Below are 23,006 nucleotides of genomic sequence, written 5' to 3'. Positions count from 1 at the left end.
CCGCCTCCCCGCGCCCCCGCCTGATCGCCACCGACCTCGACGGCACCCTGCTGTGCCCCGGCGGGACGGTCTCCGCCCGGACGGCGGCCGCCCTGGCCGCCGCCGAGGCCGCCGGGCTGCAGGTGGTGTTCGTCACCGGCCGCCCGCCGCGCTGGATGCGCCACCTCGGCCCGCACATCGGCGGCCACGGGGTGGCGATCTGCTCCAACGGCGGCGCGGTGGTCGACGTCCGACGCGGCGAACTGCTGGAGACCAGCCCGCTGGACCGCGCCGACACGGTCACCGTCGTCGAGCGGCTGCGCGCCGAACTGCCCGACACCGCCTTCGCGTTCGAGTTCCCGGACGGCTTCGCCCGGGAGCCCGGGTACACCGTCTTCCTCGGCGAGTCCGAGACCGACCACCCGGTCGGCCCGGCCACCGAACTGCTCGCCTCCGGCCAGGTCGACGGCCTGTTCAAGCTCCTGGGCAAGCACCCCGACCTGTCCCCCGACGAGTTCCTCGACCGCGCCCGCGCCGCCGTCGGCCCGCTCGCCGAGGTCACCCGCTCCAGCCCCATCCCGCTGGTCGAGATCAGCGCCCCCGGCGTCACCAAGGCCAGCAGCCTGGCCCGCTGGTGCGCCCAGCACGGCATCGACGCCACCGAAGTCATCGCCTTCGGCGACATGCCCAACGACCTCGAAATGCTCGCCTGGGCCGGCCAGTCCTACGCCGTCGCCAACGCCCACCCCCTGGTCCTCGCCTCGGTCACCCGCCACACCGTCGGCAACGACCAGGACGGCGTCGCGGCCGTCATCGAAACCCTGCTCTGACGGACCGTCACGGCCCGACGGCGCGGGCCTCCGGTTTTCACACATGGATTACTACACTTTTTCCATGGAAAGCTCCCGCCCCGGCCGGACCAGGGTGACCACCGTCTCCCTGCGGGCCGAGACCCTTGAGGCGATCCGGGCGCGCGCCGGAAAGCAGGGCGTCTCCCCCTACGTCGAGGAGGCCGTCCAGCGGCAGTTGCAGCGGGAGGCGATCGACGAATACATCGCCGCCGCCGAGGACGAGCACGGCCCGATCGACCCGGCCGAGGTCGCGGCCCTGGTCGAACGCGTCCGCTCCCACCATGCCGCGCACCCCGGAGGCGCCGGCTCCGCGGATGCCGCGTGAGCGGAACGCTGGTGCTCGACAGCGAGGAAATCGCACGGAACGCGGGCAAGCTGCGGGCGGTCGAGGCGGCCTGACGCCTCGTCACGGCCTCAGAGGCGTGCCGTCCAGCGGACCCGGGTGCCCCTGGTGTGGGGGCCGGGTTCGTGCCAGGCGTCGCCGCCGAGGGCTTCGGCGCGGCGGGTGAGGTTGCGGAGGCCGGAGCGGCGGCCGTCGGCGGGGATGCCGACGCCGTCGTCGGTGACGGTGAGGAGGACGCCGGGGAGGCCCGGGTGGGCGGGGTCGGGCGGGACGGGGCGGCCGTCGGGGCCGAGGTGGACGGTGGCGTCGAGTTCGACCGCGACGTGGGAGGCGCGGGCGTGCCGGGCGGTGTTGGAGAGCATCTCCCGCAGTGCGGCAAGCAGTTGGCGGGAGGCCTGTTCGCCGACCAGGCTCTCCACCGGGCCGGTGAAGGTGATGCTGGGCCGGAAGCCGAGGGCTGCCGCGGCCTGGCTGCCCTCGCGCAGGACCCGGGTGCGCAGGGTGTCGGGTTCGTCGTCGGTGTCGCCGTGCTGGAGCGCGTAGATGGTGGTGCGGACTTCCTGGATGGTGGCGTCGAGTTCGTCCACGGCCTGGCCGATGCGTTCCTTGACCTCGGGGACGACGGCCCGGCGGGCCGCCGACTCCAGCATCATGCCGGTGGCGAACAGGCGTTGGATGACCAGGTCGTGCAGGTCGCGGGCGATCCGGTCGCGATCCTGGAAGACCGCCAGGCGCTGCTGGTTGAGCTGGTACTCGGCCAGCCGCAGGGCCAGCGCGGCCTGTGCGGCGAAGGTCTGGGCGAGTTTCCGTTCGGTGCCGGTGAACGGCGCGGCGCCGGCCTCGCGCCAGACGCAGAGCGCGCCCAGGACTCGCCCGGAGGACACCATCGGGACCGCCATGGCCGGCCCGAACCCCCGTGCCAGCCGGTCGAACTGACTGTCCGAGGCGATCTCGGGGGCGGCCGCCAGGTCGTCCAGGCGGACGGTCTCACCGGCCAGCAGCCGGGGCGCGAGGCCGTGTTCGGGGAGAAGTTCGCCGGTCAGGTAGTCGGCCCGTTCGCCGGAGGCGTGCGCGACCCGCATCCGGTCCTCGCCGGCCGGCAGCAGGACCATGCCGAGCGCGCCCTCGGCGAGTTCGCGGACCTGTTCGGCGGCGACGGTCAGCGCGATCCTCGCCTCGTCGGTGGAGAGCAGCGAGGTGGTGACGGCCGCCGCGCCGGTGATCCAGCGTTCGCGGCGGCGCCCCTCCTCGTACAGCCGGGAGTTCTCGATCGCGACGCCCGCGGCGGCGGCCAGCGCCAGCACCACCTGCTCGTCCTCGGGGGTGAAGGAGCCGCCGCCCTGTTTCTCGGTCAGGTAGAGGTTGCCGAACACCTCGCCGCGGACCCGGATCGGCACGCCCAGGAAGGACACCATCGACGGGTGTCCGGGCGGGAAGCCGACCGCGCGCGGGTCGGTGGACAGGTCGGTCAGCCGCAGCGACCGCGGGTCGTCGATCAGCGCGCCGAGGATGCCGCGTCCGGCCGGCAGCCGGCCGATCCGGTGGGCGGTGGCGTCGTCGACGCCGATGTGGATGAAGTCGGACAGGCCGCCGCCGTGCGGGTTGACCACGCCGAGCGCGGCGTACCGGGCGTCGACCAGTTCGGCGGCGCCGGAGGCGATCCGCTGCAGGGTGGTGTGCGGATCGAGGCCGGCGCCGACCGAGACGACGGCCTCCAGCAGGCGCTGCATCCGGTCGGCGACCGCGGCGGCCGACTGCAGGCGCTCGGAGACCTCGGTGACCAGGGTGTCCAACCCGAGCGAGGAGATCTCGGGAATGCGCGGTGGGCCGTTCTCGGCGGCCGGCTGATCCATGCCACCAGTGTGCATGTTCGAGTCGTTGCGCCCCGGTTCGTCCGGAACGCCGGGCGCGGCACCCGTCAGGCGGCGACCCGGTGGGCCTCGCCCTCCCGTTCCCGGGCCAGCATCGCGGCGAGCCGGCCGCCGGGGCGGGTCGCCAGCCGCGACCAGCGGCCGCGCTCCACTACCCGGCCGTCGTCCAGCACCAGCACCTCGTCCACGGTGCTGTCGTCCAGGCCCGCGAGCCGGTGGGTGATCAGCAGGGTGGTGCGGCCCTCGGTGGCGGCCAGCAGGTCGGCGGTGAGCGCGTCGGCGGTGGCGACGTCGAGGTGCTCGGCGGGCTCGTCGAGGATCAGCACGGGGAAGTCCGCGAGCAGCGCGCGGGCCAGGGCGAGGCGTTGGCGCTGGCCGCCGGAGAGTCGGGCGCCGTGCTCGCCGACCATGGTGTCCAGGCCTTCGGGCAGGCCGTCCACCCAGTCCAGCAGCCGGGCCCGGGCGAGCGCGGCGCGCAGCCGCGACTCGTCGGCGTCGGGGCGGGCGAGACGCAGGTTCTCCCGCACCGAGCTGTCGAAGACGTGCGCGTCCTGGGCGCACAGGCCGATCACCCGGCGGACGTCCTCGCCGGCCAGCTCGCGGGTGTCGACGGCGTCGGGGCCGTCGTCGGCCAGCCGCACCGAGCCGGCGGACGGTTCGACGAAGCGCAGCAGCACGTGCGCGAGCGTGGTCTTGCCGGAGCCGGACGGGCCGACCACGGCGACCCGCCGGCCGGGCCGCAGTTCCAGGTCGACGCCGCGCAGCGCGTCGCGTGCGGAGCCGGGCCACCGGGCGGTCAGGTCGCTGACCCGGATGGGCAGTTGCTCGGCGGGCAGGGTCTTCGGCGAGGCCGGCTCGACCACCGGCAGGGGCGAGGCCAGCACCTCGGCGAGGCGTTCCCGGGAGGCCCGGGCGCGCTCGCGGAACCGCACCGCGGTGGGCATCCCGGCAACCGCCTCGAACGCGGCGAGCGGCGTCAGCACCACCACCGCCAGGCAGACGCCCGGCAGCGCGCCGGAGGCGACGCCGCGGACGCCGACCGCGGCGGCGGCCACCACCGTCAGGCCGGAGACCAGGGCGACCAGGCCCGCCGAGAGCGCGCCGGACGCGGCGGAGCGCCCGGCCAGCCGGGTCAGCTCGGCGTCGGCGCCGCGGGTGGCGCGCAGCCGGGCGGGGAGGGCGCCGGCGACGGTCAGTTCGGCGGTGCCGGTCAGGGTGTCCAGCACGGCGGTCGCCAGTTCGCCCTTGGCGGGGGCGTGCCGGCGTTCGGTGCGACCGGAGATCCGGCGCTCCAGCGCGGGGACGACGGCCCCGGCGAGCAGCAGGCCGACGGCGAGCACCAGTCCGGCGAGCGGCAGGAAGGCGGCGAGGGCGGCGGAGGCGGCCAGCGACACCACGGCGGCGACGGCGGCGGGCAGCCGCCAGCGCAGGTGGAAGTCCTGCACGGCGTCCACGTCGGCGACCAGCCGGGACAGCAGGTCGCCGCGCCGGAACTGCGGGAGTCCGGCCGGGGCGAGCTGCTCCAGCCGGCGGTAGACGGCGGTGCGGATCCCGCCGAGGGCCTTCAGCACGGCGTCGTGCGAGACCAGCCGCTCGGCGTAGCGGAACACGCTGCGGCCGATGCCGAACGCCCGGACCGAGGTGACGGCCACCATCAGGTACAGCACGGGCGGCATCTGCGAGGCGCGGGAGATCAGCCAGCCGGAGGTGCCCATCAGCGCGACGGCGCAGCCGAGGGCGAGCGAGCCCAGCAGCACGGCGGGCCACAGCCGGGGCTTCGCGGCCGGCTCGGCGGGCGGTTCCTCCTCGCCCGCGGGCCGGGGCGCGGCGGGCCGGGGCGCGGCGGGCTGCGCGGCCGGAGCCGGGATCGCCGGGGCGGCGACGGCGGCCGTGCCGGGCAGCTGAACGTGGTGATCGGCGAGGGCGACCAGCGCGGGCCGGTGGGTGATCAGCAGCACGGTGCGGTCGAGCCGGCCGAGGGTCTCCAGCAGGGCGGCCTCGGTGACGGGGTCGAGGTGCGCGGTGGGCTCGTCCAGCACCAGCAACGGGCGGTCGGCGAGCAGCGCGCGGGCCAGGGCGAGGCGCTGGCGCTGGCCGGCGGACAGGCCGTGGCCGTTCTCGGCGAGCCGGGTGCCGGGGTCGGCGAAGTCGACCCGGGCGGCGGCGAGGGCGGCGGCGAGTTCGGTGTCGGTGGCGTCGGGGCGGGCCAGCCGGACGTTCTCGGCGACGGTGCCGGCGAACAGGTGGGGGTGCTGCGGGACCCAGGCGAGTTGGGCGTGCCAGCTCGCCAGGTCGGTGTCGGCGAGCGGCTGGTCGCCGATCAGCACCCGGCCGGCGTCCGGGCGGACGAAGCCGAGCACGGCGTTCACCAGGGTGGTCTTGCCGGCTCCGCTGGGCCCGGTCAGCACGGTGGTGCGTCCGGCGGGCACCACCAGGGAGACCTCGTGCAGGGCGTCCTGCGCGCGGCCGGGGTGGCGGACCGTCAGCCCTTCGATCCGCAGGTCGACGCCGGCGACCGGCGGGGCGGGGCGGCGGCCGGTCCCGGGCAGCGGGGTCTCCAGCACCTCGAAGATCTTCCCGGCGGCGGCCAGGCCCTCGGCGCTGGAGTGGTAGAGCGCGCCGACCTGGCGCAGCGGCAGGTAGACCTCGGGGGCGAGGACCAGCACCAGCAGGCCGGTCTCCAGGTCGAGGGTGCCGCCCACCAGCCGGAAGCCGATGGACACGGCGACCAGGGCGACGGAGAGGGTGGAGAGCAGTTCCAGCGCGAAGGACGAGACGAAGGCCAGGCGCAGGGTGCGCAGGGTGGCGCGGCGGTAGTCCTCGGTGATCCGGCCGATCGCGGCGGCCTGGGTCTTGGCCCGGCCGAAGACCTTGAGGGTGGGCAGGCCGGCCACCACGTCGAGGAAGTGGTGGGAGAGCCGGGACAGTCCGGCGAACTGGCGGTCGGTGCGGGCCTGGGTGGCGTAGCCGATCAGGATCATGAACAGCGGGATCAGCGGCAGCGTCACGCAGATGATCGCGGCGGACTCCCAGTCGGCGCCGAGGATCCGGGCCAGCACCACCAGCGGGACGACCACGGCCAGGGCGAGTTGCGGCAGGTAGCGGGCGAAGTAGTCGTCGAGGGCGTCGACGCCGCGGGTGGCGAGGGTGGCCAGCTCGCCGGTGCGGCGGCCGGTCAGGTAGCCGGGGCCGAGCGCGGTGGCGTGGTCGAGCAGGCGGCGGCGCAGGGTGGACTTGACGGTGGCGACCGAGCGGTGGGCGGTGAGTTCGGTCAGCCAGGCGACCAGCGCCCGGCCGACGGTGACGGCGGCGAGGCCGAGCAGCGGCCCCCACAGCGGGGACTGGCCGCGCTGGAAGGCCCGCACCACCAGGTCGGCGATCAGCGCGGCCTGGACGACCAGCAGGGCCGCGCCCACCCCGCCGAGCAGCACGGAGCCGGCGAGGAAGGCGCGGGTGGTGCGGGCGTACGCCAGCAGCCGGGGGTCGATCGGACGCATCCGCTGCTGGCGTTCCATCAGGTGTGCTCCTGCGACGGCGGGTCAGTGGTGGGCGGCGGCGGGGATGTGCTGGACGCCGATCCGGCGGCGGAAGACCCAGTACGTCCAGCCCTGGTAGAGCAGCACCAGCGGGGTGAAGACCACCGCGACGATCGTCATCACCTTGAGCGTGTAGGGCGAGGACGAGGAGTTGCTGACGGTCAGCGACCAGGCGTCGTTCAGGGTGGAGGGCATCACGTCGGGGAACAGCGACAGGAACAGCATGCCGACGGCGGCGGCGATGGTCACGCCGCTGAAGCCGAACGCCCAGCCCTCGCGGCCCACCTGGTTGGCGCCGAGCGCGGCGACCAGGGCGAGCACCGCGACGATCAGCGCGGCCAGGCTCCAGCCGTTGCCGGTGTGGACCTGGGTCCAGATCAGGAAGGCCGCCGCGAGGGCCGCGGTGACCAGGCCGAGGACGGTGGCCTGGACGCGGGCCCGGTGCCGGATGTCACCGGTGGTCTTCAGCGCGGTGAACACCGCGCCGTGGAAGGTGAACAGCGCCAGGGTGGTGAGGCCGCCGAGCAGCGCGTACGGGTTGAGCAGGTCCCAGAAGGTGCCGACGTAGTTCTTGTCCTGGTCGATGGCGACGCCGCGGACGATGTTGCCGAAGGCGACGCCCCACAGGAAGGCGGGCAGCAGGGAGGTCCAGAAGATGGCGAGTTCCCAGTTGCGCTGCCAGCGCTCGCTGTCGCGCTGGTGCCGGTACTCGAAGGAGACGCCGCGGACGATCAGGCAGACCAGGATGATCAGCAGCGGGACGAAGAAGCCGCTGAACAGGGTGGCGTACCAGTCGGGGAAGGCCGCGAAGGTGGCGCCGCCGGCGGTGAGCAGCCACACCTCGTTGCCGTCCCAGACCGGGCCGATGGTGTTGATCAGGACGCGGCGTTCGGCGGTGTTGCGGGCCAGCAGCCGGGTGAGGATGCCGACGCCGAAGTCGAAGCCCTCCAGGAAGAAGTAGCCGATCCACAGGACGGCGATCAGGATGAACCAGAAGTCTTGCAGGTGCATGTGATCCGTCCTCAGTACGCGAAGGCGAGCGGCTGGTCGGAGTCCTCGTCCGAGGGGCCGCGCAGGGTCGGGTCCTTGGCGGGCGGCTTCTCGTCCGTGTTCGGCCCGGCGGCGGCGTACTTGGCGAGCAGCTTGACCTCGATCACGGCGAGGATCGCGTACAGGGCGGTCAGCGTGGCCAGGCCGAGCACCTGGGTGCCGACGCTGACGTTGGGGGAGACCGCGTCGCGGGTGCGCATCAGGCCGAACACCACCCAGGGCTGGCGGCCCATCTCGGTGAAGATCCAGCCGAAGCTGTTGGCGACCAGCGGGAAGCCCATGGTGAGGATGCCGATCCGCCAGCTCCACCGGGTGAAGAAGACGTTCATCTCACGGTTCCTGGTGAGCATCAGCTTCGGCGGCTCGTCCTCGCCGGTGCGGTGCTCGGGGGCCAGCCAGAACTTGCGGCGGGTGGTCCACAGGCCGATCAGCGCGGCGACGAAGGACGTCATGCCGAAGCCGATCATCAGCCGGAATCCCCAGTAGGTGACGAAGATGTTGGGGATGTAGTCGGTGGGCTGTCCGCCGTGCTGGGCGGCCTCGGCGGCGGCGATGTCGTTGATGCCGGGGACTTCGGACGAGAAGTCGTTGTGCGCGAGGAAGGAGAGTATTCCGGGGATCTCCAGGGCGACCGAGTTGTGGCCCTTGGAGACGTCGCCGACGGCGAACACCGAGAACGGGGCGGGGGCCTGGGTGTCCCAGAGCGCTTCGGCGGCGGCCATCTTCATCGGCTGCTGCTCGAACATCACCTTGCCGAGGGTGTCGCCGCTGATCGCGGTGCCGAGGCCGGCGACCACGGCGATGGCCAGGCCGAAGCGCAGCGAGGTGCGCATCGCGGCGGTCTTGCGGCGGTCCGTCTCCTTGCCCTGCTTGGCGCGCCACAGGTGGTAGCTGGCGATGCCGACCACGAAGGCGGCGCCGGTGAGGAAGGCGGCGGTGAGGGTGTGGAAGACCTGCACCAGGGTGGTGTTCTGGGTCAGCACCCGGACGATGTCGGTGAGCTGGGCCTTGCCGGTGACGGGGTCGATCCGGTAGCCGACCGGGTGCTGCATCCAGGAGTTCGCGGCCAGGATGAAGTACGCGGACAGCGCGGTGCCGATCGCGACCATCCAGATGCACGCGAGGTGGATCTTCTTCGGCAGCTTGTCCCAGCCGAAGATCCACAGTCCGATGAAGGTCGACTCGAAGAAGAAGGCGATCAGCGCCTCCATCGCCAGCGGGGCGCCGAACACGTCGCCGACGAAGCGGGAGTAGTCGGACCAGTTCATGCCGAACTGGAACTCCTGGACGATGCCGGTGACCACGCCCATGGCGATGTTGATCAGGAAGAGCTTGCCCCAGAACTTGGTGGCGTGGAAGTACTTCTCCTTGCCCGTACGCACCCACGCGGTCTGCAGGCAGGCCACGATCGAGGCCAGGCTGATGGTGAGCGGGACGAAGAGGAAGTGGTAGACGGTGGTGATGCCGAACTGCCATCGCGAGATGGTCTCGTGAGCGACTGCTAGGTCCACTGCGCCCTCTCTCACAGGATGTGCATACCGGACAAAAAGCATATTTAGCACGCGACCGCGCCGAACCTGCCCAAGCTTGTCCGCTTGTGAACGTGAACACGTTCACAAGAAGCAGTATCCATGATGCTTATCAGTGCAAATGCACGGGGGGGGGTGTTCTCCGAACGAGTCAAATGATCTGCCGCCCGTCCGGGCCCCCACAAGCCGCCGCCGGGAGGCGCCGCTGTACCGAACGGCGCTTGACACCGACCGCGCTGACGCCACCTCAGCACAGGTCAGCGCTGGTGCGGCAGGACCACCCTGAAGGCCGCGCCGTCGCCCGGCGCGGTGTGCAGGGTCAGCTCACCGCCGTGCGCGACCACCAGCGCGGAGGCGATCGCCAGTCCCAGACCCGATCCCCCGCCCTCGCCCGCCCGCCGGGCCCGCGAGGCGTCCACCCGATAGAAGCGCTCGAACACCAGCGCGGCCTGATCCTCCGTCATTCCGGGCCCCTGGTCGGCGACTTCCAACAGGCACTCGCCGTTCAGCCGGCCCACCCCGATCCGCACCGCGGTGCCCGCCGGGGTGTGCTTGACCGCATTGCCCACCAGGTTGGTCACCACCTGGCGCAGCCGGGCCTCGTCGCCGAGCACCGGCGCGGGCTGCGGGGCGCCCTCGCCGCGCGGGCCGGTCAGCGCCACCGGGCGGCCCGGGTCCAGCGCGGTCAGGTCGTGCAGGGCGTCCGCGGCCAGCGTCCGCAGGTCCATCGGGGCGAGGTTCAGCGGGCGCTCCTCGTCCAGCCGGGCCAGCATCAGCAGGTCCTCCACCAGGCCGCCGAGGCGCACCGCCTCCGACTCGATCCGGTCCATCGCCCGGTCCACGTCGTCCAGCGCGCCCATCCGGTGCAGCTCGGCGAAGCCGCGGATGCCCGCCAGCGGGGTGCGCAGCTCGTGCGAGGCGTCCGCGACGAAGCGGCGCATCCGGCGCTCGGAGGCGGCCCGGTCGGCGAACGCCGTCTCGATGTCGGTGAGCATCCGGTTCAGCGCCGCCGACAGCCGGCCCACCTCGGTGCGGGCCGGCAGCTCCGGCATCCGGTGCGACAGGTCGCCGTCGGCGATCCGCTGCGCGCCCGCCTCCAGCTGGCGCAGCGGCCGCAGCCCGGCCCGCACCGCGATCGCGCCCAGGCCGGCCAGGCCCGCCAGGACCGCGCCGCCGATGGTGAAGAAGGTGGTGCGCAGGTGCGTGATGGTGGACTGCACGTCGTCCAACGGCACCGCGACCTGCACGAACCGCGGCGACCCGAAGTCGCCGGCGGCGGTGCGCTGCAGCGGCAGCACCAGCGAGCGCCACTCGCTGCCGCGCGGCACCTTCTCGGTGAACGGCTCGCCCTCCCGGCGGGTCAGCGCGGCGGCGGTCAGCGCCGGCAGCTGCGGGGCCGGCTCGGAGTCGGTCAGCGGCTGGCGCAGCACCGACAGCACGGTGCCGTCCGCGGCCAGGTAGCGCACCACGTACTCGCTGGGCAGCGCCTGGCCGGTGCGGCGGCTCAGCGTCTGCGGGCTGAACACCGACACCTGGGACTGCTGGCGGGACGGCGCGCGCCGCGACAGCGGCTCGGCGTACCGCTCCAGCTGCTGGTCGGTGCGCTCCACCAGCTGGCTGCGGACGGTGCCGAGCACCCAGGTGTCACTGACCACCAGGCCGGTGGTGACCAGCAGCAGCGCCAGCACCAGCAGCCGGACCCGCAGCGAGAACCGCGCCATCAGCCGTTCGGCGGGCGGCGCAGGGCGTAGCCGATGCCGCGCACCGTGTGGATCAGCTTGGGTCCGTGCACCGGACCGGAGTCGAGCTTGCGGCGCAGGTAGGAGATGTACGACTCGACGATGGACAGGTCGCCGCCGAAGTCGTAGGCCCACACGTGGTCGAGGATCTGCGCCTTGGAGACCACCCGGCCGACGTTGGCCATCAGGTAGTGCAGCAGCTTGAACTCGGTGGGGGAGAGCGAGACCGGGACGCCGCCGCGGGTGACCTCGTGCGCGGTCGGATCCAGGGTGAGGTCGGCCACCACCAGGCGGCCGTCGTCGGCGGGGCCGCCGGCCCGGCGCAGGATCGCCCGGATCCGGGCGATCAGCTCCTCCAGGCTGAACGGCTTGGTGACGTAGTCGTCGGCGCCGACGGCCAGGCCCTGGACCTTGTCGCCGGTGCCGTCCTTGGCGGTCAGGAACAGCACCGGGACGTGCTCGGGGCTGCCCGGCCACTGGGTCTGGTCGCGCAGCCGCTGGACGACGGTGAAGCCGTCCAGGTCGGGCAGCATCACGTCGAGCACCACCAGGTCGGGGCGCTCCGCGGCGACCGCGTCCAGCGCCTCCTGGCCGGTGGCGGCGGAGGCCACCCGGAAACCGGAGAACCGCAGGCTGGCCGACAGCAGCTCGCGGATGTTGGGCTCGTCGTCCACCACCAGCAGGAACGGTTCACCGCCCGCCGGGGCCGCCGCGGACGGGCTCGACTGCACTGCGCCTGACACGATCTTGCTCCGCCTCCCGGCCGGGACGAATGAGGCCGGCCCGGGCGGTTTCCGGGACGGTCGGACGAGCTCCGCCGGGCGCACCCGACCGAACATCGTCAGACAGACCCTAGCCCGGGCAGGCTACGTCAAGTGAATGAAGGGTTGATCGGTCATCCGCCCGTAGTCGAACCGGTACCGGATCCGCCGCCCTGACCGCCCTGGCCACCGCCCTGGCCGCCGCGGCCGCCGAAGCCGCCCGCGCCGCCCTCGGTGAGCTGGGTGGCGCTGTAGGAGCCGTCGGCGCCCTTGCTGCCCAGCACGGTGACGCTCTGGCCGGGCTGCAGGTCGCCGACCTTGCCCTCCTTGGTCGTGGTGACCTTGGTGGAGTCGCCGGTGGTGACCTTCACGGTGTTCCCGTTGGCGTCGGTCAGGTAGACGGTGCTGCCGTCCACCGACTTGACGGTGCCGCGGGTGAAGCCGCCGCCGCCCGGGAACTGGCCGCCGCCGGGCAGCTGACCGCCCTGGCCGCCGCCGTAGCCGCCCTGGCCGCCGCTGCGGCGGCCGCCGTTCTGCTGGCCGCCCGGGAACTGGCCGCCGGAGGCGCGGGCGGCGCCGTTGCCGCCGCTGTTGTCGCCCTTCTGGTACCAGACGCCGCCGGCGAAGGACAGCACGGCGATCAGGCCGCCGGAGAGCACCAGGGTGGGCCAGGGGAGCTTGCGGCGCGGCGGCGCGGCCAGCTCGGCGGTGATGTCGCGGGCGTCCGGCGCGGTGGCCAGCAGCTCCTGCTCGTCCGACATGAAAGGGCTCCTTCTACTCGTGCCGGAGGGCGTCGATGGGGCGCAGCGAGGCGGCCCGGTTGGCGGGGTAGCTGCCGAAGAACAGGCCGATGGCGACGGCGATGGCGAACGCGCCGAGCACCGACTCGGGGATCACCACCGGCTTGATGCCGACCACCGAGAAGTGCGAGCCGACGATCCCGGCGAGCACGCCGAGTCCGGCGCCGATCACCGACAGCAGGGTGGACTCGGCGAGGAACTGGCCGAGGATGACCGCGCGGGGCGCGCCGAGCGCCTTGCGGATGCCGATCTCCCTGGTCCGCTCGGTGACGGTGACCAGCATGATGTTGGTGATGCCGATGCCGCCGACCAGCAGCGAGATCGCGGCGACCGCGCCGAGCAGCACCGTGAAGGTCTTGGTGGTGGACTCGCGGGCGCTCAGCAGCGAGGTCTGGTTGCTGATCCGGAAGTCGACCTTGGCCGGGTCCTTGACGGCATGGGTGCCCATCAGGATCCGGGTGATGTCGGCCTGCGCCTCGGCGGTGGTGTCGGCGGAGGTCGCCTGCACCAGGATCTGGTTGACCGAGCCGAAGCCGGTGAACGCGTTCTGCACGGTCGGCAACGGGGCGATCACCACGTCGTCGGGGTCGTTGAAGCCGGTGGAGCCCTTGGTGGTGAGCACGCCGGTCACGGTGAACGGGGTGCCGCCGATGGTGATCTTCTTGCCGATCGGATCCTCGGCGGCGAACAGCTCCTTCGCCGTGGTGGAGCCGAGCACCGCGACCTTGCGGGAGTTCAGCACGTCGTCGGCGGAGAAGTAGTCGCCGCGGGCGATCTTCTGGTTGGCGGTCTCGAAGTACGCCGGGTAGGTGCCGACGATCTGGCCGGGCTGGTACGAGATGTTCCCGTACAGCGCGGTGCCGCTGGTGGTGACCACCGGGGCGACCGACTTGACGGCCGGGGCGTCGGTGGCCGAGGCCAGCGCCTTGGCGTCCTCCACGGTGAGCTTCTTGGCGGCGGTGACGGAGCCGCGGGAGGCCGAGGAGGAGACGGTCAGCGAGTTGGTGCCCAGCGAGGTGATGGACTCCTTCACCGCCACCGAGGAGCCGTTGCCGACCGCGAGCAGCAGGATCACCGAGGCCACGCCGATCAGCACGCCGAGCATGGTCAGCGCGGAGCGGACCTTGTTGGCGGCCAGGCCGCCGACCGCGAAGCGGATCATCTGCCAGGCGATCATGCGACCACCCCCGCGGCCAGGGCCGGCGGCGGCCCGTCGACGGGGGCCTGCCGGACGTCGGAGACGATCGCGCCGTCGACCAGCCGGACCACCCGCTTGGCGTGCCGGGCCACCTCGTCCTCGTGGGTGATCACCACCACGGTGCGGCCGCGCGCGTTGAGGCCGTCGATGATGCCCAGCACCTCCTCGGTGGAGCGGCTGTCGAGGTTGCCGGTGGGCTCGTCGGCGAGCAGCATCGCGGGCGCGGTGACCAGGGCGCGGGCCACCGCGACGCGCTGCTGCTGGCCGCCGGAGAGCTGGTTGGGCTTGTGCCCGGCCCGCTCGGCCAGACCGACCAGGGTGAGCGCGGCCAGCGCCCGGCGGCGCCGCTCGCCCGCCTTCACGCCCGCGTAGGCGAGCGGCAGTTCGACCTGGGCGAGGGCGGTGGTGCGCGGCACCAGGTTGAACGACTGGAACACGAAGCCGATCTTGCGGTTGCGGACCAGGGCGAGTTGGCCCTCGTCGAGGTGGCCGACGTCGGCGCCGTCCAGCAGGTAGCGGCCGGCGGTGGGCACGTCCAGGCAGCCGAGGATGTTCATCAGGGTGGACTTGCCGGAGCCGGAGGAGCCCATCACCGCCACGTAGTCGCCCTCGGCGATGTCCAGGTCGACGCCGAGCGGCGCGCCGTCCGGGCCGAGCGGGCCGCGCAGGGCGTGCACGACGGCGTCGCCGTGGCCGTAGGACTTGGTGACCCGGCGGATCTGGATCACCGGGGGCTTGCCGCCGCTCATCCGCGCGAGCCCCCGCCGCCGTTGCCGCCGCCGCTGCGGCCGCCGCCCCCACCGCCGCCGGTGCCGCCGGTGCCGCCGCCGAACCCGCCGCCGCCGTTCAGGCCGGGGAAGCTGCCGGACGGGAAGCCGTTGCCGGTGCCCGCGGTGGTGGCGGTCAGCTCGACCTTCTCGCCCTCGGTGAGGCCGTCGGTGACCTGCACGGTGCTGTCGCCCTCGATGCCGACGGTCACCTGCACCCGCTCGGTGGAGCCGTCCTCGTGCTGCACGGTCGCGGTGCGGGTGGCGCCGGTGCCCTGCAGTGCCGCGGTGGGCACCGACAGGGCGTTCTCGGCGGAGCCGGTGATCACCGAGATGGTGGCGCTCAGCCCGGTGCGCAGCGCGGAGGTGTCGCCGGTGATCTGCAGCGTCGCGCCGTACTGCACGGCGCCGTTGGTGGAGCTGGAGGGCAGCGAGCTGACCGACAGCACGGTGGCGTCGAGCTTGGTGTCCGACTGCGCGTTCAGGGCGACGGTCGCCGTCTGGCCCTTCTTCAGCTTCAGCGAGTCCAGCTCGGAGAAGTTCGCGGTGACCTCCATCCCGGAGGGGTTGGTCAGCACCACGAAGCCGGTCGGGGTGGTGCTCGAACTGCCGCTTCCGGTACCGCTCTTGGCACTCGTCGAGGAACCGCCGGAACCGCCGGAGCTGCCGGAGCCGGCGCCGGAGACGGTGTCGCCGACCTTGCCGGCGACCGAGGCGACGGTGCCGTCGGTGGTGGCGGTCAGCGTGGTGCCGGCCAGCGCGGACTTCGCGTTGGTCAGCGTGTTCTGCGCGTTGTCGACCTGCTGCTGGGCCTGGGCGACCTGCGCCTGGTCGACCTTCACGGTGGTCGTGGTGGTCGGCTGCGGGGTGGACGCGGCGGCCGCGCCGGCACCGCCGCGGCCGGACGAGCCTCCGGAGCCGCCCGAACCCGAACCGCCCGAGCCGCTGCCGGGGACGGTGGTGGTGACCGTCTCGCCGGCCTCGGCCTTGGTCAGGTTGGCCTCGGCCGCGGTCAGCGCGGACTGCGCCTGGTCGACCTGCTGCTGGGCGGTGGTGGTGTCGACGGTGGCGAGCACCTGGCCCTTCTTCACCGTGTCGCCGACCGCGACCTTCACCGCGGTCAGCCTGCCGCCGGTGACGAAGTCCTGGCCGGCGTCGGAGGGCGAGAACAGCGTGCCCGATCCGGACACGGTGGCCTGGACCGTGCCCTTGGCGACCGTGGCCGTCCGGACCTTCGACCCGGTGGCGGCCTTGCCGGTCCCACTGTCCAGGGTGGTGTACGCCAGCGCGGCCCCGCCCAGCAGGGCCACGCCGAGCGCGGAGTTGACGAGGACGGCACCACGCCGTCGCGGAAGCACCTTCATGGCGCAGAAGCATCGCCCCGGGCTCTTGCGCCCCCCTGTGCGGCGCCTGGCAGCGGGCTGGGAGCGTCACTCCGGACGAATCGGCACACACCACCCGGCGGTTGCCCGCCGGATGTCCGGCGGTCAACCAGCTCTTGACCGGACTCCCAGAAACCTCCCAGTGAAGTCCCGTCCCCGGTTCACCCGTTCACGATGGTCAGTCGGTCAGCCTCCCGGCGAAGTGGTCGAGGTAGGCCTGCATGTCGAAGTGCCCGTGCCCGGAGAGCGCGAACACGATCGCCTTCGACTCGCCGGACTCCCGGCAGGCCAGCGCCTCGTCGATCGCCGCCCGCACCGCGTGGGTGGACTCCGGAGCCGGGACGACGCCCTCGGCGCGGGCGAACGCCACTCCGGCCTCGAAGCAGGCGGTCTGCGGCACCGCCACGGCCTCCACCAGGCCGAGCTCCTTGAGGTGGCTGACGATCGGCGACATGCCGTGGTAGCGCAGCCCGCCGGCGTGGATGGCGGGCGGGGTGAAGGCGTGCCCGAGGGTGTGCATCTTCATCAGCGGGGTGGTGCCGGCGGTGTCGCCGAAGTCGTAGTCGTAGCGTCCCCGGGTCAGCGACGGGCAGGACGCCGGCTCCACCGCGACCGCCCGCACCGCCCGACGGCCCGCCAACTGCTCGCCGAGGAACGGGAAGGCGAGCCCGCCGAAGTTGGAGCCGCCGCCGGCCGCGCCGATCACCACGTCCGGGTAGTCGTCGAGGCGGGCGAACTGGGCGAGCGCCTCCTGCCCGATCACGGTCTGGTGCAGCAGCACGTGGTTGAGCACCGAGCCGAGCGCGTACTTGGCCCGCCCGCCGGAGCGCGCCACCGACTCGACCGCCTCGGAGATCGCCAGCCCGAGGCTGCCGGTGGCCGCCGGGTCGTCGCCGAGCGCGGCCCGCCCGGCGTCGGTCAGCTCGGAGGGGGAGGCGTGCACCCGCGCGCCGTAGGTCTCCATCAGGGCCCGCCGGTAGGGCTTCTGGTCGTGGGAGACCCGGACCATGAAGACCTCGCAGTCCAGCTCCAGGAACGAGCAGGCGAGGCCCAGCGCGCTGCCCCACTGCCCGGCGCCGGTCTCGGTGACCAGCCGGGTCACGCCGGCCCGCTTGTTGTAGTACGCCTGCGCGAGGGCAGTGTTGAGCTTGTGCGAGCCGGTCGGGTTGCCGCCCTCGTACTTGTAGTAGATCCGGGCGGGGGTGCCGAGGGCCCGCTCCAGGCGTTCGGCGCGCACCAGCGGGGCGGGCCGCCAGCGGCGGTACAGGTCGAGGACCGGGCCGGGGATGTCGACCTCGCGGGGGCCGCCGAGCTCCTGGGCAGCGAGTTCGGCGGTGAACAGCGGTGCGAGGTCCTCGGCGGTGACCGGCTCCCCGGTGCCGGGGTGCAGCATCGGCGGGACCGGCTCGGGCAGGTCCGGGAGGATGTTGTACCAGGTGGTGGGCGTGGGATCGGCGTGCTGCTGGCTCATCCGGGCTCTCCCTGCGGTGCGATCGCTGCCGCCGGGAGTTCTTCCACGCCGGCGGGGCGGACAACCGTGTCGTCCGTCCCGCCTGATGACGTGTCGTCAGATCTCCTTGCGGAACGCCTCCGCGGCGCCCAGGAACAGGTCGTTGCCCTGGACCTCGCCGATCGAGACGCGGACGCCCTCGCCGGGGAACGGGCGGACCACCACGCCGGCCTCGGCGCAGGCGGCGGCGAAGTCGAGGGTGCGCTCGCCGAGGCGCAGCCAGACGAAGTTGGCCTCGGAGTCGACCACGGTCCAGCCCTGGGCGCGCAGCGCGGCGGTCACCCGGACGCGCTCGGCGACCAGCGCCTCCACCCGCTCCAGCAGAGCGTCCTCGGCGCGCAGCGAGGCGACCGCGGCGTCCTGGGCGAGCTGGCTGACGCCGAACGGGACGGCGGTCTTGCGCAGCGCGCCGGCGACCTGCTCGTGGCCGACGGCGAAGCCGACCCGCAGGCCGGCCAGGCCGTAGGCCTTGGAGAAGGTGCGCAGGACGCAGACGTTGGGGCGGTCGCGGTACAGCTCGATGCCGTCCGGGACGTCCTCGTCGCGGATGAACTCGCGGTAGGCCTCGTCGAGGACGATCAGGATGTGCGCGGGCACGGCGTCCAGGAAGCGGACCAGTTCCTCGCGGTGCAGGGCGGCGCCGGTCGGGTTGTTGGGGTTGCAGACGAAGATCAGCCGGGTCCGGTCGGTGATCGCGGCGAGCATCGCGTCGAGGTCGTGGGCCTCGTCGGCGGTGAGGGGGACGGGCACCGGGGTGGCGCCGGCGATCCGGGTGATGATCGGGTAGGCCTCGAACGAGCGCCAGGCGAAGATCACTTCGTCGCCCTCGCCGGCGGTGGCGAGCACCAGGGACTGGGCGACGCCGACCGAGCCGGTGCCGGTGGCGATGTGCTCGGCGGGGACGCCGAAGCGCTGCGCGAGTTCGGCGGTGAGCCCGCCGACGGCCATGTCCGGGTAGCGGTTGAAGTCGCCGGCGGCGGCGACCGCGGCCTCCAGCACGCCGGGCAGCGGCGGGTAGGGGTTCTCGTTGGAGGACAGCTTGTAGGAGTCCGCGCCGGCGGGCTTTCCGGGCTTGTAGCTGGGAATGCCGTCCAGGCTCGGCCGCAGGCGCGGGCCGTGTTCACGCTGAACCACGGGGTTCTCCGTTTCTCTTTCTCGGCGGTGGTGCCGATCGCTCCCCGGTCGGGTGCCGTGAACGATACCGACCGCCCCTCACCCGTCAGGGTGAGATGCTCGTCCGGGTTACGGGTGCAGATCAGCCATTCTGCCGGGTTCCTTTGGCACATGTCAGAGGTATTGAGGCGGGAAAACCGCAGGTATCGAAGGGTGCACCCGGGTAGCAGTCATGGAGAAACGTATCTGCGACGCAGGGTGGCGAACCGGTCACAGAACGCCGCGATGCGCCATACGATCGGTCCGCCATGACAGCAGCAGCCAATCAGAACGGTCGCCGAGCCACCGCCTCACGGCGCCTGGAACGGGCGGGCATCCGGGACGTCGCGGCGGCCGCCGGAGTCTCCATCACCACGGTCTCGGACGCCCTCAACGGGAAGGGCCGCCTCCCCGACGAAACCCGGAGCCGGGTCCGCGAGGTCGCCGAGCGCCTCGGCTACCGACCCTCCGCCGCCGCCCGGACGTTGCGCACCGGCCGGTCCGGCCTGATCGGACTGACCGTCACCACCTACGGCGAAGAGCCGTTCACCTTCACCGAGTTCGCCTACTTCGCGGAGATGGCGCGGGCCGCCACCAGCGCCGCGCTCGGCCGCGGCTACGCCCTGGTGGTGCTGCCCGCGTCCTCCCGGCACGACGTGTGGGGCAACATCGCGCTGGACGGCACGGTGGTGATCGACCCGCCCGACCAGGACCCGCTGGTCACCGAGCTGTACCGGTCCGGGGTGCCGGTGGTCTCCGACGGCAAGCCCGGCAACTGCCCGGTCACCGCCTGGGTGGACAACGACCACGAGGCGGCGGTGCTCGGCATCCTGGAGCACCTGAGCGAGGCCGGCGCCCGCCGGATCGGCCTGCTCACCGGCACCTCCACCGACACCTACACCCGGCTGTCCACCGAGGCGTACCTCGCCTGGTGCGACCGGGTCGGCCAGGAGCCGGTGTACGAGGCGTACCCGGCGCACGACCCGGCCGCCGGGGCGGTCGCCGCCGACCGGCTGCTGGCCCGCCCGGACCGGCCGGACGCGGTGTACGGGCTGTTCGACCCGAACGGCACCGACCTGCTGGCCGCCGCCCGCCGCTACGGCCTGCGGGTGCCGGAGGACCTGCTGCTGGTGTGCTGCTCGGAGTCCGACGTCTACGCCAACACCGAACCGCCGATCACCACCCTGTCGCTGAAACCCCGTCGGATCGGCACCACCGTGGTCAACCTGCTGATCGACGCGATCGAAGGAGTCGACGCGGGGTCGGGTTCGGTGCCCGGGCGGCTGTTCCCGCCGCGGTACCGCACCGCCGGCACGGGCCCGCCGCCCGGCACCCTGATGCCCACCGAGCTGATCGTGCGGGCCTCCTCGCAGCGCCGCAGCCCGCGCACCACCATCAGTCCGCCCCGCCCGCCGGGTGAGGTGTGAGCCCGCGCCGCCCGCGCCCGCCAGTGGTCCGGACCACCCCGGACCGGGGCAGACCGGGCGGCCGACCCGCCGCCCGGCGGGTCAACGGGGAAAACGGATACCGACCAGGTGAGGACGGCGGGAGAGTGCGCTTCCTATGATGGGCGAATGACACCCGAGGACCTCTTCCGCGAACCCGAGCACCCGCACTCGGGCGACCGCTCCCGCCAGGACCTCGACGTGCTCCCGCAAGGCTCCTGGTTCGAGCCGGCCGCACCCTCCGGCTACCAGTACGAGGACACCCACAGCACCTACGGCGGCGCCCACTACCTGGAGCAGCACTGGGCCCCCGCCGGGCAGTTCGGCGACAGCGCGCCCGTGCCCGGGCACTACGCCCCCACCGGGGCGGCCCCGCACGAGGACCCGCCGACCATCGAGCTCGGCCCGCCGATCGAGGTGGCGCCCGTCGTCGAGGTGCACTTCCCGTACCCGCAGCCCGAGCCCGGCGAGGGCCCCGGCCCGCTGTTCGTCATCGGCGACGTGCACGGCTACCTCGACGAACTGCTCGCCGCGCTGCACCAGCAGGGCCTGATCGACGCCGAGGGCCACTGGTCGGCCGGCCGCTCCCGGGTCTGGTTCCTCGGCGACTTCACCGACCGCGGCCCGGACGGCATCGGCGTCATCGACCTGGTGATGCAGCTGGCCGCCGAGGCGGCCGCGGCCGGCGGCTACTGCCGCGCCCTGATGGGCAATCACGAACTGCTGTTCCTGGGCGCCGCCCGGTACGGCGACGAGGCGGTCCAGTCCACCGCCGGCACCGCCTCGTTCCTGGCCGCCTGGCGGCTCAACGGCGGCCAGCAGCACGACCTGGAGCGCCTGCAGCCGCACCACATCAGCTGGCTGTCCCGGCTGCCCGCGATGGCGCTGGAGGACGGCCACCTGCTGCTGCACTCCGACACCACCGCGTACCTGGAGTACGGCGAGACCATCGCCGACGTCAACGACGCCGTGCACGCGCTGCTCGCCGACGAGGGCATCGACGAGTGGTGGGACGCCTTCCGCAAGTTCACCAAGCGGTTCGCGTTCCGCGGCCAGGCCGGCACCATGGCCGCGCAGGAGCTGCTCGCCATGTACGGCGGCTACCGGGTGGTGCACGGCCACAGCCCGATCCCGTACCTGACCGGCGAGCACCCGGAGGACGGCACCCCGCCGCACGTGCCCGGCCCGTACATCTACGCCGACGAGCTGGCCATCGCGATGGACGGCGGCGTCACCATGGACGGTCGGCTGCTGGTCGCCCGGCTGCCGCTGAACTGACGCTTTCTTGAACAACTGCTCGACTGTGCACGGGAACTGAGCGCCCCGAAGTTCCGGAAAGAGCCTGTCGGCGCGCTCCCGCGCACCCCTACCATCGAGGCCTGCGACTTCCGTCCACCTCGCGGAACGGGGTACCCATGAACCACCCGCCGCGCCTGCTCGCCGAGGACCGCGCCGACTTCGACCGGCTGCTCGACGAAGCCTTGCGCGACCCCGCCGTCCGGCAGGCCCTGGCCGAGCCCGGCGTGCACCTCAACACCGAACAGCTCCGCACCAGGGTCCTCGCGGAGGCCGAGACCGTCGCCGCGCCCGCGGCCGCCGAGTACGCCCACTACCTGGAACTGCGTGCCGCGGCCGCCGAGCAGCGCCCGGACGGCGCGCCACCGGTCGTCGGCGCCGGGCTGCTCCCAGCGCTGACGGTGCTGACGCCGCTGCTGGCCGGGTCCACCGGGCTGATCCTGCTGGTGCTCGGCTGGCTGCTGCGGGTCACCGCGCCCGGCCTGGCGTTCGGGCGCGCCGCCGTCACCGCCGGGCTGCTCGCGCTGGCCGTCGCCGCCGCCGCGCTGCTGATCGGCGGCGCCGGGCTGATCCTCACCGCGCGCCGCGGCGCCACCCGGTCCGCCGGCGCGGACCCGTACCAGCAGGCCGAACTGGCCGCGGCCCGGGCCGCCTGGCACACCGCGCTGCGCGACCGCGCCCTGCTGCCCTGGCTGCTCGCCCACCACACCGCCACTCCCGGCACCGGCGTCCCGCGCCCCCGGACCTCCACGCCCGACCTGCACAGCCCCGGCTACAGCCGGGCCGGGTACGGCAGCCCCGGGTTCACCAGCCCCGGCGCGGACGGCCTGACGGACGATCAGGGGCGTTCGCGCCCGGCCGGGTTCACCGGCCCCGGCCACAGCAGCCCGGACTTCACCGGCCCCGGCCCCGAACACCTCACCGACGCCGACGGCCGGCCCCGCCCCGACGGCCCGCGCTACACCGCACCCGACTTCACCAGCCCCGGCCGCGAAGGCCTGACGGACGATCAGGGCCGCAGGCGCCCGGCCGGGTTCACCAGACCGGGCCACCACAGCCCGGACTTCACCGGCCCCGGGCCCGAACACCTCACCGACGCCGACGGCCGACCCCGCCCCGACGGCCCGCGCTACACCGCACCCGACTTCACCAGCCCCGGGCCGGAGGGTCTGACGGACGGCCACGGCCGCCCCCGCCCGGCCGGCGGCGCGCCGGACCCCCGGGCCGACGCCGAGGACCACGGCCAGGACGACGACTGACCGGATCAGCCCCGTGCTCGACGATCTGGACCTGGGCCTGGTCGACGCCCTGCGGGTCGACCGGTGGGCGCCGTGGTCCCGGCCGGCCGCGCCGCTCGGGGTCGACCGGGCTGGTGACATGCTTTGACGTGCTACCCGTCCGCGGACCGGATCGGCCGGGGCCTGACCGCCCTCGTCCGGGTCGACTGCCCCGTCGACCGGGCGACCGCCGTCGCCGCCGAGCTCGCCCGGCACCCGCAGGCCGCGAGCATCGAACTCGTCACCGGCGGCGCCGACCTGCCGCTCACCGTCGCCGCCTACGACCACGGCGCGCTGACGGCGCACCTGCTCCGTCCCCGGCGTCCGGCGCACCCGCACCGGCGTGGTGGAGCGCACCGTGGTCGAGGGGCAGCCGGTTCAGCAGCGGCGCCCTGAACCCGGCGCAGCGCGCCGCCGTCGCGGGCCCTGTCCGGGCGGCCCGGCCGACCGGTCGCGGACCGGCGGATCGAGCGGGACCTGGCCCTGATCCGGGCGCCCGGCGCCGACGGCCGGATGCCGT

At 73.5% G+C, this 23,006-nt stretch carries 18 protein-coding genes; 6 read left to right on the top strand and 12 right to left on the bottom strand.

Translation table 11 applies throughout. From position 1 onward, the window contains the following. On the top strand, nt 1–809 hold an 809-nt coding region (locus IEZ12_RS14410), incomplete at its 5' end, for an HAD family hydrolase (RefSeq protein WP_189272392.1). A 64-nt stretch (nt 810–873) separates the two neighbouring features. Further along, a complete protein-coding gene (locus tag IEZ12_RS14405) occupies nt 874–1,155 on the top strand; it encodes a hypothetical protein (RefSeq protein WP_229847531.1) in 282 nt (93 codons plus the stop codon). An 89-nt stretch (nt 1,156–1,244) separates the two neighbouring features. On the opposite strand, the gene IEZ12_RS14400 is transcribed toward IEZ12_RS14405, so the two are convergent. The 12 genes from IEZ12_RS14400 to hisC form a co-directional block, all read right to left on the bottom strand. Continuing rightward, nucleotides 1,245–3,026 (bottom strand): sensor histidine kinase, encoded by a 1,782-nt coding sequence (locus tag IEZ12_RS14400; RefSeq protein WP_189272390.1) that lies wholly within the window; start codon nt 3,024–3,026, stop codon nt 1,245–1,247. Nucleotides 3,027–3,091: 65 nt separating this feature from the next. Then, the gene (gene cydD / locus IEZ12_RS14395) at nt 3,092–6,541 is read right to left on the bottom strand and encodes a thiol reductant ABC exporter subunit CydD (RefSeq protein WP_189272463.1); all 3,450 of its coding nucleotides are present in this window, start codon (nt 6,539–6,541) and stop codon (nt 3,092–3,094) included. A 42-nt stretch (nt 6,542–6,583) separates the two neighbouring features. Further along, complete coding sequence (cydB, locus tag IEZ12_RS14390; protein WP_189272389.1) at nt 6,584–7,591, bottom strand: cytochrome d ubiquinol oxidase subunit II; 1,008 nt, start codon at nt 7,589–7,591, stop codon at nt 6,584–6,586. An 11-nt stretch (nt 7,592–7,602) separates the two neighbouring features. Beyond that, nucleotides 7,603–9,141, bottom strand: coding sequence for a cytochrome ubiquinol oxidase subunit I (locus tag IEZ12_RS14385; RefSeq protein WP_189272388.1), 1,539 nt, complete (start codon nt 9,139–9,141; stop codon nt 7,603–7,605). A gap of 275 nt (nt 9,142–9,416) precedes the next feature. Next, the gene (locus IEZ12_RS14380; RefSeq protein WP_189272387.1) at nt 9,417–10,880 is read right to left on the bottom strand and encodes a sensor histidine kinase; all 1,464 of its coding nucleotides are present in this window, start codon (nt 10,878–10,880) and stop codon (nt 9,417–9,419) included. After that, nucleotides 10,880–11,641 carry a response regulator transcription factor gene (locus tag IEZ12_RS14375; RefSeq protein WP_327063422.1) on the bottom strand — a complete coding sequence of 254 codons (762 nt, stop codon included), beginning with the start codon at nt 11,639–11,641 and terminating at the stop codon, nt 10,880–10,882. The genes IEZ12_RS14380 and IEZ12_RS14375 overlap by 1 nt, the downstream gene beginning before the upstream one ends. 152 nt (nt 11,642–11,793) lie before the next feature. Further along, nucleotides 11,794–12,420, bottom strand: coding sequence for a DUF5666 domain-containing protein (locus tag IEZ12_RS14370; protein ID WP_189272386.1), 627 nt, complete (start codon nt 12,418–12,420; stop codon nt 11,794–11,796). Nucleotides 12,421–12,433: 13 nt separating this feature from the next. Beyond that, a complete protein-coding gene (locus tag IEZ12_RS14365; RefSeq protein ID WP_189272385.1) occupies nt 12,434–13,636 on the bottom strand; it encodes an ABC transporter permease in 1,203 nt (400 codons plus the stop codon). Next, entirely contained in the window at nt 13,633–14,406 is a 774-nt protein-coding gene (locus tag IEZ12_RS14360) for an ABC transporter ATP-binding protein (protein ID WP_189272384.1), read from the bottom strand. Before IEZ12_RS14360 ends, IEZ12_RS14365 begins: the two co-directional genes overlap by 4 nt. Beyond that, nucleotides 14,403–15,788, bottom strand: a complete 1,386-nt coding sequence (locus IEZ12_RS14355; RefSeq protein ID WP_189272383.1) for an efflux RND transporter periplasmic adaptor subunit — start codon at nt 15,786–15,788, stop codon at nt 14,403–14,405. The genes IEZ12_RS14360 and IEZ12_RS14355 overlap by 4 nt, the downstream gene beginning before the upstream one ends. Nucleotides 15,789–15,984: 196 nt before the next feature. Then, nucleotides 15,985–17,277, bottom strand: coding sequence for a TrpB-like pyridoxal phosphate-dependent enzyme (locus IEZ12_RS14350; RefSeq protein ID WP_189272382.1), 1,293 nt, complete (start codon nt 17,275–17,277; stop codon nt 15,985–15,987). A gap of 96 nt (nt 17,278–17,373) precedes the next feature. Next, on the bottom strand, nt 17,374–18,450 hold the full coding sequence (hisC, locus tag IEZ12_RS14345) for a histidinol-phosphate transaminase (RefSeq protein WP_043915411.1): 1,077 nt from the start codon (nt 18,448–18,450) through the stop codon (nt 17,374–17,376). 287 nt (nt 18,451–18,737) lie between these two features. Between hisC and IEZ12_RS14340 the strand changes: the two genes are divergently transcribed. The 4 genes from IEZ12_RS14340 to IEZ12_RS14325 all read left to right on the top strand — a co-directional run bounded on the left by IEZ12_RS14340 (nt 18,738) and on the right by IEZ12_RS14325 (nt 22,882). Further along, complete coding sequence (locus IEZ12_RS14340; protein ID WP_189272381.1) at nt 18,738–19,895, top strand: LacI family DNA-binding transcriptional regulator; 1,158 nt, start codon at nt 18,738–18,740, stop codon at nt 19,893–19,895. A gap of 147 nt (nt 19,896–20,042) precedes the next feature. Then, entirely contained in the window at nt 20,043–21,191 is a 1,149-nt protein-coding gene (locus IEZ12_RS14335) for a metallophosphoesterase (RefSeq protein WP_083462595.1), read from the top strand. A 137-nt stretch (nt 21,192–21,328) separates the two neighbouring features. Beyond that, nucleotides 21,329–22,468: a hypothetical protein gene (locus tag IEZ12_RS14330; RefSeq protein ID WP_189272380.1), complete on the top strand. Its 1,140-nt coding sequence runs from the start codon at nt 21,329–21,331 to the stop codon at nt 22,466–22,468. A gap of 123 nt (nt 22,469–22,591) precedes the next feature. After that, entirely contained in the window at nt 22,592–22,882 is a 291-nt protein-coding gene (locus IEZ12_RS14325; RefSeq protein WP_189272379.1) for an Lrp/AsnC family transcriptional regulator, read from the top strand. Nucleotides 22,883–23,006 lie beyond the last annotated feature (124 nt).

It is taken from the genome of Kitasatospora griseola (assembly GCF_014648555.1).
Lineage (GTDB): Bacteria > Actinomycetota > Actinomycetes > Streptomycetales > Streptomycetaceae > Kitasatospora > Kitasatospora griseola.
This window is presented reverse-complemented; position numbering and strand designations above follow the sequence as displayed.